Raw genomic sequence first — 17,004 nt, 5'->3', positions numbered from 1 at the left:
TCATTCCCCCACTGAGGAGACTACTGGGAAGTGCCGCAGGACAGGGAGCGGAATTCTGTCGCGATCGTGTCAATTACCGGGGTGGTCACGATCGAGAGCGGCGTGTCGGTCTTTTTGTCCCCCAGCGTGTCCACCGATATGCGGACCTCCTGACCGGGCTTCAGCGTCACTTCGACCTGGGCGACGGCCCGGCCGCCCACGACCTCCGGCTGGAACGGCGTCTCCTGTCCGTCGATGTGCACCCGCAGCGGCACCGTGCCGGGCGGTCCGTAGACCGCCACGCGCGTCTTGATGTCGCCGGGCGCCACGCCGTATACGCCGCCGCCCGTGACGACGAAGGGCAGCGAGACCGCGTCGGCCGGGGCCGTGGATCCGAGGATCACCTCGGTGCGGTAGTCCGGCCTGCCGTCGTCCCGGCACATGGCCATCGCCAGCGTGGTCCGCAGCGAGAGGAAGTAGTCCATCTTCGCGCCGGTGGAGTCGTTGAGGAACACGCCGAAGACCGTCGACTCGTCGTTGTCGGCGGGGAGCGAGCCCTCGAAGGTGGTGCCCGCGAGGGTCGCCTGCTCGTCGGCGCGCGAGTTCCAGATCAGGATGCGCCGTTCCTCGGCCGCGTGCCCGAGCGCCTTCACCAGCGCGGCCGGGTCCACGTCGCCCGAGGAGACCTTCGCGAACACCGAGTCGGCGACGCTCGCGAAGACCGCGTCCTGGACGTCCGGGTTCGGGTAGCGGAGGTACACGTCGTGCAGGAGAAGGTCGACGGCGTCGTCGGAGCGGAGCACGTCGCCGGTGGCGAGCGTGATGGGGCCGGTGGCCTCGAGCAGGTACGAGAGGGCGACCGGGTCGATGCTGATCACGCCGTCGACCGCGTCGCCGTGCTTGAGCCGCCACATCTCGGCGGCGAGCGGCGCGGCCTGGGGGAACTCGGGCGTCAGCGTGACGTCCTGCATGTACCGGCCGGTGATGGTGCCGTAGAGCCCCGCGGTCTGGGGATCCAGCGGCAGGGCCGGCTCCGCGAGGCGCGGGAAGGCGCGCGCCGAGTCCTGGCCGGCGAGCGAGAACGCGCCGCCGCCCGTCCGGACGAGCGCGAGCGCGCCCGGGATGCCGCCGGTGGAGCGCACCTCGGCGTTGTTCTGGAACATGAGCAGGTAGCTGCGATCGCCGTCGGCGCCGAGCATGGCGGGCGCGAGGTCGGTGACGTGGCGCACGACGGCCAGCGTCTCGGCGGCCTTCCCGACCGTCTCCTTCAGACGTGCGACGGCGTCGGCGACGGGCCGGATGGTGCTGCCGGTGTCGATGGCCGTCACGTCGGCCAACGCCGTGTCGAGCGCATCGTCGGCCTGGCGGACGGGCTCCTGCGCGGCCACGATCGGGTCGAGGTCGAGCTTCCCGTCCTTCGGCGTCAGGCTCGCGACGTCGAGCGTGCCGGCGATGCCGACGACGGGCTGCAGCGCGTCGCCGCCGATGCGGTCGACGACGCCGGAGATCTCGCGGAAGGCGCGCAGGTTCGGGCCCACGAATGGCACGTGCTCGGTGACGGCCCAGACCGGATCCCCCGTGAGCGACACCGCGCGCGCGGAGTGGTCGCGCAGCTGCGCGACGCTCGCCGACGCTCCCGCGGAGTCGCCAGCCAGGAGGTCGCGCTGCACGGAGGAGGCGAGCGGCACCGCCTGCTCGAGCTCGCCGCGGGCGAGGAGGGCGCGGGCGGCGACCCACACGATCCAGAGCACGAGGAGGGCGGCGATCACGGCGCCCGCGACCGTCACGATGCGTCGACGCGTCCAGGGGCGTCGGGCCCGGCGGCGTCGCCGTGACGGCGCGACGGCGTCCGCGGAGGTCACCAGGTGGTCCCGCCGTCGGCGGAGATGCTGACGGAGTCGCCGGTGAGCAGCCAGACGTCGCGACCCGCGGCCGAGATGGCCACGGATCCGCTGGTGGGCACGGCAGCCGCGCAGCCGAGGACGCTCACGGCGCCCGAGGCCGGGACGATGCGGCCGACGCTCGTGCCCGCGCAGGACCCGGCGGTGCCCGCGGTCAGGATGCCGTCCGTGCCGAGCGCGAGCGCGAGGACTCCCGGGGCGTCGATCTGACGGAAGTCGCCGCTGCCCGAGCGGACGTGCAGCGCGCCGGATCCGCAGAGCACCGCGGCCGCCTGGCCGCTGTCGACGACCTGGACGGCGTCGTCGCACGGCGCGTCCCGGGGGCCCTGGACGAGCTGCACCGTGCCGGGCTGCGCGGGGTCGACGTACGCCGTCGTCGCCGTGAGCGCGGGCGCGTCGCGCCAGAACTCGCCGCCCGTGAAGCTCTGGAGGGTGGTGCGGGTGCACGCCGCCGTCACGTCGGCGACGACGCTGCCGACGTCCGGGCTCTCCACCTGCAGCGCGAGGATCCGGCGCGCGTCGAACGCGCCCGTCGAACGGGTGTCCCAGGTGCGGCCCTCGTCGATGGTGGTCTGGATGCGCGCGGCCTCGCCCGTGCAGGAGCCGCCCGTGGTGCGCCACGCGACCTCGGCGTTCCCCGCGGCGAGGAAGACGGTGGGCGCGGCGACCGTGGTGCTCGCGGTGGCGCTCGGAGCGGGCGTCGGCGTCGCGGCGGCGTCGGTGCTGGTGGCGGACGGCGCGGGGGCGGCGGTCCCCTCGCCGGTCGATCCGCCGCCGGTTCGGGTCACCGCGGCCGAGACGAGGATCAGGTCGATGACGAGGAAGGCGACCACGGCGGTGACGCCGACGCCGGGGATGATGCGGCCGAGCGACGGACGACGGCGCCGGGCGCGCCCTGTGACGGCCATGGGCTTCCGGCCGTCGGGCGCGGACCTAGCCACGCGCGGCTCCCGCGGATCGAGCGGCGCGGTGGGCGGAGGGGCGTCCTCGCAGGCGGCGCGGTGGCGCCTCGGCGTGAGCCGACATGGTGTCTCCCGGTGTGGCGGGCATCGTGCGGCGCACGGGCAGCTCACCCTCACGGGCGGCCGGATCCGGTCCGCGCCCGGACGTCGAGCCGGGACCCGCTCCTCCGGTGGAGCACGGCCCCCGGTCCGCGCAACGGGAGATGCGGGTCGAGCGGTGGTGTCACCCGGATCGTACAGGCCCCCACGAGGCCCGCCGGGACGACACGGGTCGGCGGCGGGTCAGGGAGCGGCGGGACTCGTGCTGTCGGAGCTCTCGGGCCGCACGTAGGAGTAGCCGTACTGGCCGTACCCGTAAGCGTCGGGACCCTTGGTCGGGAGCATGGTCAGCACCACGCCCAGCACCTCGGCGCCGACGCTGTTCAGCGACTCGATGGCCGCGTGGACCTGGCCCCGGTGCGCGCGACCGGACGACACGACGAGGATGGCCCCGCCCGCGCTCTTCGACAGCACCGCGCTGTCGGTGACGGGCAGCAGCGGCGGCGCGTCGATGAGCACGGTGTCGAACTCGGCCTCGAGCTCCTTGAGGAGCGTGACCATCGTGCGCGAGCCGAGCAGCTCGCTCGGGTTCGGCGGGATCTGGCCGGCCGGCAGCACGAACATGTTGCGGTTGCCCCACGGCTGCAGCACGTCCTTGAGCTCCGCGCGGCCGATGAGCACGTCGGTGAGGCCGACCGCGCCTTCGAGCCCGAGGTACGACGCGAGCTTGGGACGCCGCAGGTCGGCGTCGATGACGGCGACCCGCGCACCCGCGTCGCTCAGGGCGATGGCCAGGTTGGCGCTCGTCGTGGACTTGCCCTCCGACTCCACCGCGCTCGTGATGACGAAGCTGCGCGCGCGTCCGCCGAAGTCGAGGAACTGCAGGTTGGTGCGCAGGCTCCGGAAGGACTCGGCGCGCGGGCTGCGCGGATCCGACTGCACGATGAGCGGGCGCTCCTTGGCCTTCGGGTCGTAGGCGATGCCGCCGAGGATGGGCGCGTGCGTGACGAGGCGCAGGTCGCGCTCCCCGCGGATGCGCGTGTCGAGCGTGGACCGCAGCACGGCCGCGGCGACGCCGAGCGCGAGCCCGATGAGCCCGCCCAGCGCGAGGTTGAGCGGGACCTGCGGCGACACGGGCGATGCCGGGATCCGCGCCTCCTGCAGGGTGGTGATCTTCACCTGCGGCTGGCCGTTGGCGTCGAGCGGCGTGAGCTCGGCGACGACGTCGGTGAAGCTCCGCGCCACCGCGTTGGCGATGGTGGCGGCTGCCTCGGCCTGCTCGTCCTCGACGGAGATCTGGATGATGACGGTGTCGGCCGCCGCGGTGGCGGTGACCTTCGGCGCGAGCGACTCCGCGGTCGCGTCGAGGCCCAGCTGGGCGATGACCGGCTCCAGCACGACGGGCGTCGCCACCACGTCGGCGTAGCTCTTGACCGCCTGCTGCGTGAACGTGCTCCCCTGGCTCAGGTCCTGCACGGTGCCGGCCGACTGCGTCGACACGAACACCTTGGACGACGCCCGGTACTCGGGCGTCTGCACGAGCGAGTAGCCGGCGGCGGCACCCACCCCGAGCAGCAGGACCAACAGGATGAGGACCCACGATCGTCGCAGGATCCGGATGTACTCACGCAGTTCCACAGGCGATCCCCCTCGTCGATGGAGCGCCCCCCAGCGGCGCCCGAGCCCCATGCTCCCACAGGCGCGGACCCGCTCCGGTTCCCCAGATCCGGGAATGACGCCCTGCGGATGGCGCCCCAGCTTCTGGGGCTGCCCCATGGTGGGACGGTCGGTCTAGCGTGGATGCCGGTCCGAGCGCCCCCGCCCCCCGACGCGCACCGCCTGCCCCTCACTCGGAGACGAGGTCCGCACGCCCATGCCCGACGTCTGCGCCGCCCTGATCCCGCTCGCCACCCTGCTGATCACGGGGGCGCTCACCGCCTGCGGCCTCCGCCACCTGCGGGACTGACGACCCGCGCCGCCGAGCGCGCGGTGCGGATCACCGGATCAGGCGAAGTCGGCGTCCGGACCCGCGGGATACCCGAACGCCGACGCGCTCGCCTCGACGGGCCGGCCGCTCGTCAGCACTCCCCCGCTCTCCGCGAGGTAGCAGGCGCCGCAGAGCGACATGTACGTGACGTCCTCGCCGTCGATCGCGACCTGGTCGCCCGCGAAGATGAACCGCTCGCCGACCTGGCGCGCGTTGAATACGGCCTTGCGCCCACAGCGGCAGATCGTCTTCATCTCCTCGAGGCTGTGCGCGATCTCCAACAGCCGCCGGCTCCCGGGGAACGCCACCGTCTGGAAGTCGGTGCGGATCCCGTAGGCGATCACCGGCACGTCCTGCAGGATCGCGATGCGCAGCAGGTCGTCCACCTGCGACTCGCGGAGGAACTGCGCCTCGTCGACGAGGAGGCATGCCGTCGGGCCGCCCTTCTCCTGCAGCACCCGCTCGCGGTGGATCCCGAACTCCTGCCAGACGTCCGCGTCCGGCTCGAGCAGGAAGTCCACCGGGCGACGGACGCCGAGGCGCGACACGATGTCGCGGTCGCCCTTGGTGTCGATCACGGGCTTCGTGAGCAGCACGTGCTGCCCGCGCTCCTCGTAGTTGTAGGCGGCCTGGAGCATCGAGGTGCTCTTGCCGCTGTTCATCGCGCCGAAACGGAAGTAGAGCTTGGCCATCTACCGAAGGTAGCCGTCCTCGGTGGCGCGATCGATCAGGTCGGCTCGGCGACCGGCGATCCTCCCGACGAGGCGGTACTTCGCGCGGACGCGGCGGAGGTAGGTCTTCGCGGTCTCGTACTGGACGTTCATGGCCGCGGCGACCGCCTGCGTCGACCGACCGGTCACGTAGAGGCGGAGGGCCTGCTCCTCGCCCTGGCTGAGGCGCGGGCTCGCGAATCCGCGCACGCCGCCCTCGCCCGACGCCCCGTCCTCGCGCCGCTGCCCGGATCGGGCTCCCGCGGCGACCGCGCGCACCGCGGCGACGATGTCCCCCGCGGGCACGGGCCCGGTCAGCAGAGCCGCGGCCCCCGCGTCGACCACGCGGCGACGGACCTCCTCGGCGCCCGACCGCGACAGGACCACGACGGCCGCCCCCGCCGCACGGCAGGAGCGGATGCGCCCCTCGAGGCTGACGGCGTCGGCGAGGTCGTAATCGACGACCACGACGTCCGTCGGGAATCGCGGCGAGCGCACCAGCTGGAGCCACCCGGTCGTGCTCACCACGACGTCGATCTCGGGTGCCCGGCGGCGGAGGATCGCGCAGACCTCGTCCAACGCGGGCTCGTGCCCCATGAGCACGCCGACCCGCACGGGCTGCGGCGACGACCGCCCGGAGGCGTCGCGCGTGCCCGCCCCGGGGTCACGCAGGGTGGTCATGTCAGAACCTTAGCCAGGGGGCGCGCCCGGGCGGCATGCGGGGGCGTGGGCGGACACCCCGCGCCCGCGTCAGAACAGCGTGGCCTGCGTCGCGGTGGCGGCCGGCAGCGCCGCCGCGACGAGCGGGCCCGGTGCCGGTGCCTGGGTCCAGCTGCCGCGTCCGCGAGCCGTCGTGGCGCGGCTGTCCGCGCCCTCCTGGCTCCAGCCGGGACGCGGTCGGCCGCCGACCGGAGCGATGGCGCCCTGGATGCCGGGCAGGTCGGCACGGGACAGCACCCCGCCGGTGCGCGGATCCACCCGCCCGCCGCCGAGCCCGTGGCGCCGGACCAGCGGATCCATGCGCGCCTTCAGCCACGACCGGTACGCCTGCGGCGCGTACGCACCGCGCGCGTAGAGGTCGAGGTAGCGGCCCACGAGATCCGGGCGCTCGCGCTCCAGCCACTGGAGGTACCACTCCTTGACGCCGGGCTTGAGGTAGAGCGCGGAGTAGAGGACGCGCGTGCCGCCGGCCGCACGGATGCGGGTGAGCGCGTGATCGAGGTGCTCCACGGAGTCCGTGAGCATCGGCAGGATCGGCATCATGAACACGGTGCAGTCGAGGCCCGCCTCGCGGATGGCCGTGACGGTCGCGAGGCGCGCCGCGGTCGTGGGCGTGCCCGGCTCCACCGACTGCTGCAGGTCGTCGTCGAGCACGGCGATGCTCATCGCGAGGTCCACCGGCACCGACGCCGACGCCTCCTGGAGCAGCGGGAGGTCGCGGCGCAGGAGCGTGCCCTTCGTGAGGATGGACAGCGGGGTGCCCGACGAGGCGAGCGCCGCGATGATGCCGGGCATGAGCGCGTAGCGTCCCTCGGCCCGCTGGTAGGGGTCGGTGTTCGTCCCGAGCGCCACGGCGTCGTGCGTCCACGTGGGCTTCGCGAGCTCGCGGGCCAGCACCTCGGCGACGTTGACCTTGACGACGATCTGGTCGTCGAAGTCGCGGCCCCCGTCCAGGTCGAGGTACTCGTGCGTCGGGCGCGCGAAACAGTAGACGCAGGCGTGCGTGCAGCCGCGGTAGGGATTGATGGTCCAGCCGTACGGCATGACCTTCGACTCCCCCGGCACGCGGTTGAGGGCCGACTTCGCCAGCACCTCGTGGAACGTGACCCCCTGGAACTCGGGGGTCCGGACGCTCTGCACGAGGTTGCTCAGGCGGGCGAGCCCGGGGAGCGCGTCCTCGCTCGCGTCGGACAGCCTCTGCGCGCTCCATCTCATGCGCTCATTCGAACACACATTCGAACGGGAAGCGAACGGGCGGACGCGGTCCCGCGCCCGCCCGTCCCGTCAGTGCTGGAGCTCGAGGACCTCGGCGGTCTCCTGGATGATCTTCGGCGTCTTCTTGGGGTCCGAGGCGACGAGGGTGCCGTAGTTCGGGATCATGCGCGTGAGGGGCTTCTTCCACCCGGCGATGCGGTCGGGGAAGCAGCGCTCGAGGACGTCGAGCATGATCGGGACCGCCGTGGACGCCCCGGGCGATGCGCCGAGCAGGCCCGCGATGCTGCCGTCGGCCGCCGCGACGACCTCGGTGCCGAACTGCAGCACGCCGCCCTTCTCCGCGTCCTTCTTCATGACCTGGACGCGCTGGCCGGCCGTGACCTGGTACCAGTCCTTGGGGTCGGCCGTGGGCATGAACTCGCGGAGCGCGTCGAACTTCGTCTCCTTGGAGGCGATGAGCTGGCTGACGAGGTACTTGATGAGGCTCAGGTTGTCCTTGGCGACCGCGAGCATCGGGATGATGTTGTGCGGGCGGATCGACGCGAACAGGTCGAGCAGCGAGCCCTTCTTCAGGAAGCGCGGGCTGAAGCCGGCGTAGGGCCCGAAGAGCAGCGAGGTCTCGCCCCCCACCACGCGCGTGTCGAGGTGCGGCACGGACATGGGCGGCGACCCGATGGCGGCCTTGCCGTAGACCTTCGCGCGGTGCTTCGCGACGATCTCGGGGTCGTCCGTGCGGAACCACTCGCCGCTGATGGGGAACCCGCCGAAGCCCTTGATCTCGGGGATGCCCGACTTCTGCAGGAGGGGCAGCGCTCCGCCGCCCGCGCCGATGAAGACGAACTTCGCGTCCACCTCCACGGTCGAGCGTCCCACGTCGTTGCGGATGCGGAGGTGCCAGCTGCCGTCGGGGTTCTGCGAGAGGCCGCGGACCTCGTGGTTGAGGTGCAGGGCCGCGCCGTGCTCCGTCAGGTAGTCGATGAGCTTGTTGGTCAGAGCGCCGAAGTCGACGTCGGTGCCGCCCTCGAAGCGCGTGGCCGCGATGACCTCGTCCTTCTCGCGCTGCAGCACGAGGAGCGGGGCCCAGGAGTGGATGACCGCGGGGTCCTCCGAGTACTCCATGGCCTCGAAGAGGGGGTGGGCGCGCAGGGCGTCGAAGCGGCGCCGCAGGTACTCGGCGTTCTCCTTGCCGCGGACGAACGTCATGTGCGGGGTGGGGTTGATGAACTCCTTGGGCTCCGGCACGGCGCCCGCCGTGACGAGGTGCGCCCAGAACTGGCGGGAGAGCTGGAACTGCTCGTTGATGCGGGTCGCGGACCCGATCTCGATCTTCCCGTCCTTCTCCGGCGTGTAGTTCAGCTCGCAGAGGGCGGCGTGGCCCGTCCCCGCGTTGTTCCACGGGTTGCTCGACTCCATGGCCACCTCGCCGAGGCGCTCGAAGATCTGGATGGTCCAGTCGGGTTCGAGCTGCTTGATGAGGGTGCCGAGCGTCGCGCTCATGATGCCCCCGCCAACGAGGACGACGTCTACCGGTTCCGCTGTATCAGTCACCGGATCAGTGTACGCCCGGTCCTCCTGGCCCCCTCGGGGGCCGCGCGCGGTGGTACGGGCACCCTCACGAGCGCTGATGGGGAGGGATCAGCGGCGGGCCGCGACGACCTCGGCGATCTGCACGGCGTTGAGCGCGGCGCCCTTGCGGAGGTTGTCGTTGCTGATGAAGAGCGCGAGGCCACGCCCCTCGGGCGCGCCCTCGTCGGCGCGGATCCGGCCGACGTAGCTGGGGTCGGTGCCGGCGGCCTGGAGCGGGGTGGGGATGTCCGACAGCTCGACACCGGGCGCGGTCGAGAGCAGCTCGACGGCGCGGGCGACGCTCAGCGGCGAGGAGAACTCGGCGTTGACCGACAGCGAGTGGCCGGTGAAGACGGGGACGCGGACGCACGTGCCGCTGACGAGCAGGTCGGGGAGCCCGAGGATCTTGCGGCTCTCGTTGCGCAGCTTCTTCTCCTCGTCGGTCTCGAAGAGGCCGTCGTCGACGATGCTGCCGGCGAGCGGGATCACGTCGAAGGCGATGGGGCGCTGGTACACGGCGGGCTCGGGGAGCTCGACCGCGCGGCCGTCGTGGACAAGGCGGCGGAGCGCCTCGGGGCCCGCGGCGACGGCGGCCTCGGCCTGGCCCGCGAGCTCCTCGGCGCCGACGAGGCCGGATCCCGAGACGGCCTGGTAGGTGCTCACGACGAGGCGGGTGAGCCCGGCCTCCTCGTGCAGGACCTTGAGGACGGGCATCGCCGCCATGGTGGTGCAGTTCGGGTTCGCGATGATGCCGCGGCGGGCGTCGTCGATGGCCTCCGGGTTGACCTCGGAGACGACCAGCGGGACCTCGGGGTCCATGCGCCAGGCGCTGGAGTTGTCGATGACGAGCACGCCCGCCGCGGCGAATCGGGGCGCCTGCGCGCGCGAGGTGGTGGCGCCGGCGGAGAAGAGCGCGATGTCGAGGCCCGTGGGGTCGGCGGTCGCCGCGTCCTCCACGACGACGTCGCGGCCCGCGAACGGCAGCGTCGTGCCCGCGGACCTGGCGGAGGCGAAGAAGCGGATCTCGGCGACGGGGAACGCGCGCTCCTCGAGCAGGCGGCGCATGACCGCGCCGACCTGGCCGGTCGCCCCGACGACGCCGACGCGGAGGCCGGGGGTCTGCGGGGCGGGGGCTGCGGATCCGGCGGGGGTGGTGTCGGTCACGGGTTGCTCCTCCTGCGGTGCGCGGGCGTGCGGGTCGGGCGTGCGGATCGGGCGGGTGCGGGTCAGCGGCCGGTGCCGGCGTGGACGACGGCGACGTCGTCCGCGTCGAGCCCGAACGCGTGGTGGACGACGCGCACGGCCTCGTCGATGGTGTCGGCGCGCGTGACGACCGAGATGCGGATCTCGCTGGTGGAGATCATCTCGATGTTGATGCCGGCCTCCGACAGCGCGGTGAACAGCTGCGCCGAGACGCCCGCGTTGGTGCGCATGCCGGCGCCGACGAGCGCGAGCTTGCCGATCTGGTCGTCGTGCTGGAGGCCCGTGAAGCCGACCTCGTCCTTCTCGGCGGCGAGCACCGTGAGGACGCGCTGCGCGTCCGACTTCGGGAGCGTGAACGAGATGTCGGTGAGGCTCGTGGCGGCGGCCGACACGTTCTGCACGATCATGTCGATGTTGGCGCCGGTCTTGGCGACGATGGTGAAGATCTGCGCGGCCTTGCCCGGCACGTCGGGGACGCCGACCACCGTGACCTTGGCCTCGCTGAGGTCGGCGGCGACGCCGACGATGACGGGCTCTTCCACATTCTCTCCATCCGTGGGGTTGTAGACGATGGTGCCCTCGTTGTGCGTGAACGAGGAGCGGACGTGCAGCAGGACGCCGTGCCGGCGGGCGTACTCGACGGCGCGGATGTAGAGGACCTTCGCGCCGGACGCCGCGAGCTCGAGCATCTCCTCGCTCGTGATCCGGTCGATCTTGCGGGCGAGCGGCACGACGCGCGGGTCGGCCGTGAAGATGCCGTCGACGTCGGTGTAGATCTCGCAGACGTCGGCGCCGAGGGCCGCGGCGAGCGCGACCGCCGTGGTGTCGGATCCGCCGCGGCCGAGCGTGGTGATGTCGCCCGTGCCGCGGTTGAAGCCCTGGAAGCCGGCGACGATGGCGATGGCGCCCTCGCCGAGCGCGTCGCGGACGCGGCCCGGCGTGACGTCGACGATGCGCGCGGCGCCGTGCTGGGCGTCGGTGATCATGCCGGCCTGGCTGCCGGTGAACGAGCGGGCGTCGTAGCCCATGCTCTTGATGGCCATCGCGAGCAGCGCCATGGAGATGCGCTCACCCGCGGTGAGGAGCATGTCGAGCTCGCGCGGCGCGGGGATGGGCGTGACCTCGTGGGCCAGGTCGAGCAGCTCGTCCGTGGAGTCGCCCATGGCGGACACGGCGACGACCACGTCGTTGCCGGCCTTGCGGGTGGCGACGATGCGCTTCGCGACGCGCTTGATGCTCTCGGCATCGGCCACCGACGATCCGCCGAACTTCTGCACGATGAGGCTCACGGGCGACTCCTGGGGTTCGGGTGGGCGCGGGAGGCCCGGTTCACGATTGTAGGGCGGGGCGATCTGCGGTCCCGCCGTGTGACGGGGTGCGCCGGCTGGTCCGTCGGCGGGTCACTCCCCCACGAGGCGCCGGCCCTCGAAGGCGCGGCCGAGGGTGACCTCGTCGGCGTACTCGAGGTCGCCGCCGACGGGGAGGCCGGAGGCGAGGCGCGTGACGCGGATGTCGAAGGTGGAGAGCAGCCGCGAGAGGTAGGTGGCGGTCGCCTCGCCCTCCAGGTTCGGGTCGGTGGCGATGATGACCTCGGTGACCGTGGCGTCGGCGAGGCGCTGCATGAGCTGTCGGATGCGGAGGTCGTCCGGCCCGATGCCGTCGATGGGGCTGATGGCCCCGCCGAGGACATGGTAGAGCCCGCGGAACTCGCGCGTGCGCTCGATGGCGACGACGTCCTTGGCCTCCTCGACCACGCAGATGGTGGCGGGGCTGCGGCGGGGATCCCGGCAGATGCCGCAGGTCTCCTCCTCGCTGACGTTGCCGCAGATGGCGCAGAAGCGCACCTTGTCGCGGACCACCGTGAGCACCTCGGCCAGGCGCGAGACGTCGAACGTCTCGGTCTGGAGGATGTGGAACGCGATGCGCTGGGCGGACTTCGGGCCGATGCCCGGCAGGCGGCCGAGCTCGTCGATGAGCTCCTGGACGATTCCCTCGTACATGCGGCGCTAGTCCTGACCTGTGGGGCGGATGGTGGGGCGGGCCTTGCGCTCGACGGGCTTCTCCTCGATGAAGCTCGCCTGCAGGATCTCGCGGACGACGGACTCGCCGTAGCGCTGGGGAGCGGCGGATGACGGGGCGGCGGCGGGCGCGGCCTTCGTACCGGCGGGGGTCGGCTCCGGCCGGGACGCGGATCCGGTCGCCGCGGTGGGCGCCTGCTGCGCGGGGACGGATCGGGCGACCGGCGCGGCCGAGTCCGGGGACGCGCCGCTCGTGGCCCAGCCCGGCTCGGCGGGGCCGAACTCGTCGGGCTCGGGCTCCTCGAAGTCCGGCACGTGGGCGTCCGGGACGGCCGCGGGTCCGCGGGGCGGCGCGCTGGGGGCGGCGGCTGCCTGTGCTGGCGGCACGGTCGCGGGGGCCGGGGTGGCGGCGCGCTCGGGGCGGGAGGCGGGCGCCCGGACCGGGGGCGCCTCGGATGCGCCGGGATCGGAGGTCGGGATCGCCACGGTCGCCCAGCCGCCCCCGGGCGGGGTGGTCTTCGCTCGTGGCGCCGACGTCGCGGGCGGGGTCGACGACGTCGCGGCCGGGGTCGACGACGCGGCAGGAGGAGTGGCCGCGGCAGGTGACGCGGCGGCGGTCCCGCCCTGCGGGCGCGTACCGGCCGAGGCGGAGGCGGATCCCGCGGGCCGGGGGGCGTCGGACGCCGGCGACGTGGATCCGCCGCCGGTCGGTGCTGCGGGGCCGGTGGGAGCCGTGGTCCCGCCGTGCGGTTCGACGCGGGCGATGAACTTCACGCGGATTCCGAGCACGTCGAGGATGGCGGAGCGCAGGATGTCGCTGACGCCCTGGCCCGGGGCGCCGCGCTCCTTGAACTTCTCCGCGTCGTTCGCGCTGATGAAGGACAGCGTGAGCACGTCGTCCGCGAGGGCGCGCGGCGTGGCCGTGACGGCGACGAGCCAGGCGCTGCGCTTGGCCTTCTCGACCGCCTCGACGATCGACGGCCAGGAGTCGCGGAGCTGCTCGAAGGTGACCGGCCCGACGGGCGTCGTCGCGGGAGCCACGGGCGCCGCGGGGGACGCCGCGGGCGGGGCCGATGCGGTGCTCTCCGGGGACGGCGCCGGGGCGGCCGGCGTCTCCGGCGCGGGAGACGCGGAGGTGGGGACGGGATCGGCGGCAGGAGCGGGGGCGGCGACCGGGGTCGGCGCCGGGGCGGCGGCCCCGGGAGCAGCGGCGGGTGAGGGGTCGGGAGCCGCCGCGACGGGAGGAGCGGCGGCGGGCGCCGACGCGACGGGCACCGGATCCGCCGCCGCATCGGCGACGCCGACCCGGCGCTCGAGGCGCTCGACCCGGGCGAGGGCGCCACGGTGCGTGTCGTCGCTGGCGGGCACGAGCACGCGCGCGACCAGGAGCTCGAGGTGGAGGCGCGGCGAGGTGGCGCCCGTCATCTCGGTGAGGGCCGCGTTGACCACGTCCGCGGCGCGGGACAGCTCGACGGCGCCGAAGGCGACGGCCTGCGCGCGCATGCGCTCGAGCTCGTCCTCCGGGGTGCCGCGCAGCACGGCGGCGGCGCCCTCGATGGAGGTGGCGCCCACGATGATGAGGTCGCGCAGGCGCTCGAGGAGGTCCTCCACGAAGCGGCGCGGATCCTGGCCGGTCTGGATGACCCGGTCCACCCCCGCGAAGGCGGCGGCCGCGTCGTGCCGGGCGACCGCGTCGATGACCTCGTCGAGCAGCGCCGCGTGCGTGTATCCGAGCAGGGCGACGGCGCGCTCGTACTCGACGCTCTCGTCCTCCGAGCCGGCGATGAGCTGGTCGAGCAGGGAGAGGGTGTCGCGCACGGATCCGCCACCGGCGCGCACCACGAGCGGGAGGACGCCGGGCGCCACCTGCACGCTCTCCTCCCGGGAGAGGTGCTCCACGTAGTCGAGCATCTGGGCGGGCGGCACGAGGCGGAACGGGTAGTGGTGCGTGCGGGACCGGATGGTGCCGATGACCTTGTCGGGCTCCGTGGTGGCGAAGATGAACTTCACGTGCTCCGGCGGCTCCTCCACGATCTTCAGCAGCGCGTTGAAGCCCTGCGGCGTGACCATGTGCGCCTCGTCGAGGATGAAGATCTTGTAGCGGTCGCGCGCCGGCGCGAAGACCGCGCGCTCGCGGATGTCGCGCGCGTCGTCGACGCCGTTGTGGCTCGCGGCGTCGATCTCGACCACGTCGAGGGATCCGCTGCCGTCACGGCTGAGCTCGACGCAGCTGGGGCACACGCCGCACGGGGTGTCGGTGGGACCCTCGGCGCAGTTGAGGCAGCGCGCGAGGATGCGGGCCGACGTGGTCTTGCCGCAGCCGCGCGGGCCGCTGAACAGGTACGCGTGGTTGACGCGGTTGGTGCGGAGCGCGGTGCGCAGCGGATCCGTCACCTGCGTCTGGCCGATGAGCTCGGCGAAGTTCTCTGGCCGATAACGGCGATACAGGGCGGTGACCACGAGCCTCAGGATACCGGGCACCCCCGACCCCCAGGCCGCCCGGCGTCAGGTCTCGGCCGGGACCTCGGCGGGCGCGGCTGGGGAGGAGCGGCGCGCGCGCAGCTCGCGCAGTCGGCCCGGCGCCTCGGCGCCGACGCGACGGGCGAGCGCGATGCCCTCGCGCCAGGTCGCGTCCCGGATGAAGAGGAAGTCGAGCGCGATCATCGCGAGGGAGAACGGCCAGAGGCCCAGCAGGATCCCGATCATCACGTGCATGCCCGTGATGACCACGAGCGCGACGACGCGCGTCGGCCGCCACAGGATGAGCAGCGGGAACAGGCCCTGGAAGGCGACCGCGACGAAGCTCGCGAGCACCACGCCGACGCTCGCCTGCGCCACCAGGTCGCTCAGCCACGGCCACGGCCGGTAGCCCTCGATGAGGAGCGAGTAGTAGGTCGCGGATCCGTCGCGCCACTCCGGCCCCTGCAGCTTGAGGATCGCCGAGTTCACGTACACGAGCATGATCTGGTACGCGCAGAGCACCAGCGCCGTGTTGTGCAGGAGCACGCGCACGAGCCGCGGGATCCGGTCGACGATCGTCCTGGCCGCCTCGACATGCCGCCCCGGGCGCCGACGCACGATCCCGGCCTCCGCCGCCGCGCGCTCGCGGCGACGCCGGACCGCGTCGAGCGACAGGTGCCTCGACAGGTCGGCGAAGAGCACGAAGAACAGCGTGAGGCGCAGGACGGTGTCGCCGCCGTTGGTGAGCAGCGTGCTGTTCGTCGACAGGCCGATCCAGAAGAGCAGGAGGAACGGGGTCACGATGCGCGTGCGCCAGCCCAGCGTGAACAGCGCGGCGAGCACCACCAGCACGAGGTACGCCAGGTCGAAGAGCGTGGCGTCGGTCTTCGAGAAGAGGCCCGTGAGGATCGGGAGCCAGCCGCGGCGGGACGCCTCGGGGTCGATGAAGCGGGATCCGACGCCCCACAGGTAGTGGCGGTCGGCGAAGCAGGTGACGAGCACCATCAGGATCACGGTGCCGAGCGTGATGCGGAGCGCGGCGAAGCTGAAGGTGGCGTGCTCCCGCTCGGTCATCCACGTGGCGATGCCGCGGGGCCAGCCGCGCGGGTCGCGGAGCGCCGTGAGCAGCTCGCGGTCCTGCAGGAGCCGGCGGACGCGGGCGGCGCGCTCGGACGGGACGGCGCGGACGGGGCGGGTGCGGCCCGCCCAGGATCCCGCGGCCGCGGCCTTCGGGGTGGACGTGGTCTCGTGCGTCCTCGCGCTCATCGTGCGTACCTCTCCACGATCCCCTGGTAGACGCTGAGCGCCTGGGGGTCGATCACGTCGTCCGCCTCGCGCCACCCGAAGGTGCGCGTGGAGGGGGTGAACTGCTGCTCGTCGTCGGACCGGTGGGCGAAGTCGTTGGGCCGCTCGGTCGCGACGCGCCAGCGCACGCGCTCGATGTCGCGGCCGAACCAGGCCGTGGCCCAGTAGGTCGTGAACTCCTTCAGCACGTAGTCCGCGCGGAGCATCGTGATCACGCGGCCGCGGCTCCCCTCGTCGAGGGCGGAGAGCTGGTCGATGAGGGAGACGGCCGTCTTGGCCGCGAACCCCGAGTCGGTGTCGGCCCGGCGGATGAAGGTGTCCTGCACGATCACCTGCTGCTCGGGCGTGAGGCCCCGGAACCGCTCCGTGTAGGTCTTGAGCAGGTTGGCGCTCTGCTTGACGGTGCGGGATCCCTGGATCCGGCCCTCCCCCGCCTCGTACTCGGCGCGGGTGATGTCGACCCAGTCGCTCTTGACGAGCGCGCCCGAGTCGTCGCGCCACTGGGCCTGCATCTGGAGGTAGCGGTTCGTCTTCTGGATCGAGGGGGCGAAGACGTTCCACTGCTGGCTGAAGTAGGGGCGCGCGGCGGCCGTGAGGGCCCGGGTGGCGTCGCCCTGCGGGACGACCATGAGTATCGAGGTCGCCACGTAGATCGCGACGACGAGGGCCGCGACGGCCGTGCCGACGCGGGCGCCGCGGGTGAGGGTAGTAGGTGGGGTGCGGTCGGCGGGGTCGGCCGGAGCCGCGTCCTCGTCCGCGACCTCGGCCTGGTCGTGGGCGGCGGTCTCGGGGGCGTCGTCGCCGACGTCCTCGACGTCGTCCTGGTCCACGTCGTGGTCGTGGGTCGTGTCGGTCATCGTGAGCCGTCCCCCTCGTGCGTCGGGTGGGTCTTCGTGGTGCGGGTCGTGCTGTCGTGCCGGACGTGCCGCCGTGATGGGG

The 17,004-nt window shown here is 73.1% G+C and carries 13 protein-coding genes; all 13 read right to left on the bottom strand.

All coding sequences use genetic code 11. The annotated features are described in order from the left end of the window. Positions 1-20 precede the first annotated feature (20 nt). Positions 21-1,841, bottom strand: coding sequence for a DUF4012 domain-containing protein (locus JOE38_RS15110; RefSeq protein WP_204577003.1), 1,821 nt, complete (start codon positions 1,839-1,841; stop codon positions 21-23). Then, on the bottom strand, positions 1,838-2,821 hold the full coding sequence (locus JOE38_RS15105) for a hypothetical protein (protein ID WP_307838897.1): 984 nt from the start codon (positions 2,819-2,821) through the stop codon (positions 1,838-1,840). The genes JOE38_RS15110 and JOE38_RS15105 overlap by 4 nt, the downstream gene beginning before the upstream one ends. Positions 2,822-3,124: 303 nt before the next feature. Continuing rightward, positions 3,125-4,519, bottom strand: a complete 1,395-nt coding sequence (locus tag JOE38_RS15100; protein WP_204577002.1) for a polysaccharide biosynthesis tyrosine autokinase — start codon at positions 4,517-4,519, stop codon at positions 3,125-3,127. Positions 4,520-4,885: 366 nt separating this feature from the next. Continuing rightward, entirely contained in the window at positions 4,886-5,560 is a 675-nt protein-coding gene (locus JOE38_RS15095) for a thymidine kinase (RefSeq protein WP_043584435.1), read from the bottom strand. Further along, positions 5,561-6,259, bottom strand: a complete 699-nt coding sequence (locus tag JOE38_RS15090; RefSeq protein WP_204577001.1) for a helix-turn-helix transcriptional regulator — start codon at positions 6,257-6,259, stop codon at positions 5,561-5,563. Between the two features lie 69 nt (positions 6,260-6,328). Beyond that, positions 6,329-7,513: an Rv2578c family radical SAM protein gene (locus tag JOE38_RS15085; RefSeq protein ID WP_204577000.1), complete on the bottom strand. Its 1,185-nt coding sequence runs from the start codon at positions 7,511-7,513 to the stop codon at positions 6,329-6,331. 69 nt (positions 7,514-7,582) lie between these two features. Then, positions 7,583-9,061, bottom strand: a complete 1,479-nt coding sequence (locus JOE38_RS15080) for a malate:quinone oxidoreductase (protein ID WP_204576999.1) — start codon at positions 9,059-9,061, stop codon at positions 7,583-7,585. 87 nt (positions 9,062-9,148) lie between these two features. Then, positions 9,149-10,243, bottom strand: a complete 1,095-nt coding sequence (locus JOE38_RS15075) for an aspartate-semialdehyde dehydrogenase (protein ID WP_204576998.1) — start codon at positions 10,241-10,243, stop codon at positions 9,149-9,151. A 62-nt stretch (positions 10,244-10,305) separates the two neighbouring features. Further along, positions 10,306-11,571: an aspartate kinase gene (locus JOE38_RS15070; RefSeq protein ID WP_015489607.1), complete on the bottom strand. Its 1,266-nt coding sequence runs from the start codon at positions 11,569-11,571 to the stop codon at positions 10,306-10,308. Between the two features lie 111 nt (positions 11,572-11,682). Beyond that, a complete protein-coding gene (gene recR / locus JOE38_RS15065) occupies positions 11,683-12,282 on the bottom strand; it encodes a recombination mediator RecR (RefSeq protein ID WP_012297640.1) in 600 nt (199 codons plus the stop codon). 6 nt (positions 12,283-12,288) lie between these two features. Next, on the bottom strand, positions 12,289-14,760 hold the full coding sequence (locus JOE38_RS15060; protein ID WP_204576997.1) for a DNA polymerase III subunit gamma and tau: 2,472 nt from the start codon (positions 14,758-14,760) through the stop codon (positions 12,289-12,291). A 45-nt stretch (positions 14,761-14,805) separates the two neighbouring features. Continuing rightward, positions 14,806-16,026, bottom strand: a complete 1,221-nt coding sequence (locus JOE38_RS15055; protein ID WP_204576996.1) for an HTTM domain-containing protein — start codon at positions 16,024-16,026, stop codon at positions 14,806-14,808. After that, entirely contained in the window at positions 16,023-16,922 is a 900-nt protein-coding gene (locus JOE38_RS15050; RefSeq protein WP_204576995.1) for a DUF5819 family protein, read from the bottom strand. The genes JOE38_RS15055 and JOE38_RS15050 overlap by 4 nt, the downstream gene beginning before the upstream one ends. Between the last annotated feature and the right edge of the window lie 82 nt (positions 16,923-17,004).

Origin of the sequence: Clavibacter michiganensis (genome assembly GCF_016907085.1) — a bacterium.
GTDB classification, from domain to species: Bacteria; Actinomycetota; Actinomycetes; order Actinomycetales; family Microbacteriaceae; genus Clavibacter; species Clavibacter michiganensis_O.
The sequence above is the reverse complement of the archived record's forward strand: the minus strand, read 5'-3'. Positions and strand labels throughout refer to the sequence as shown.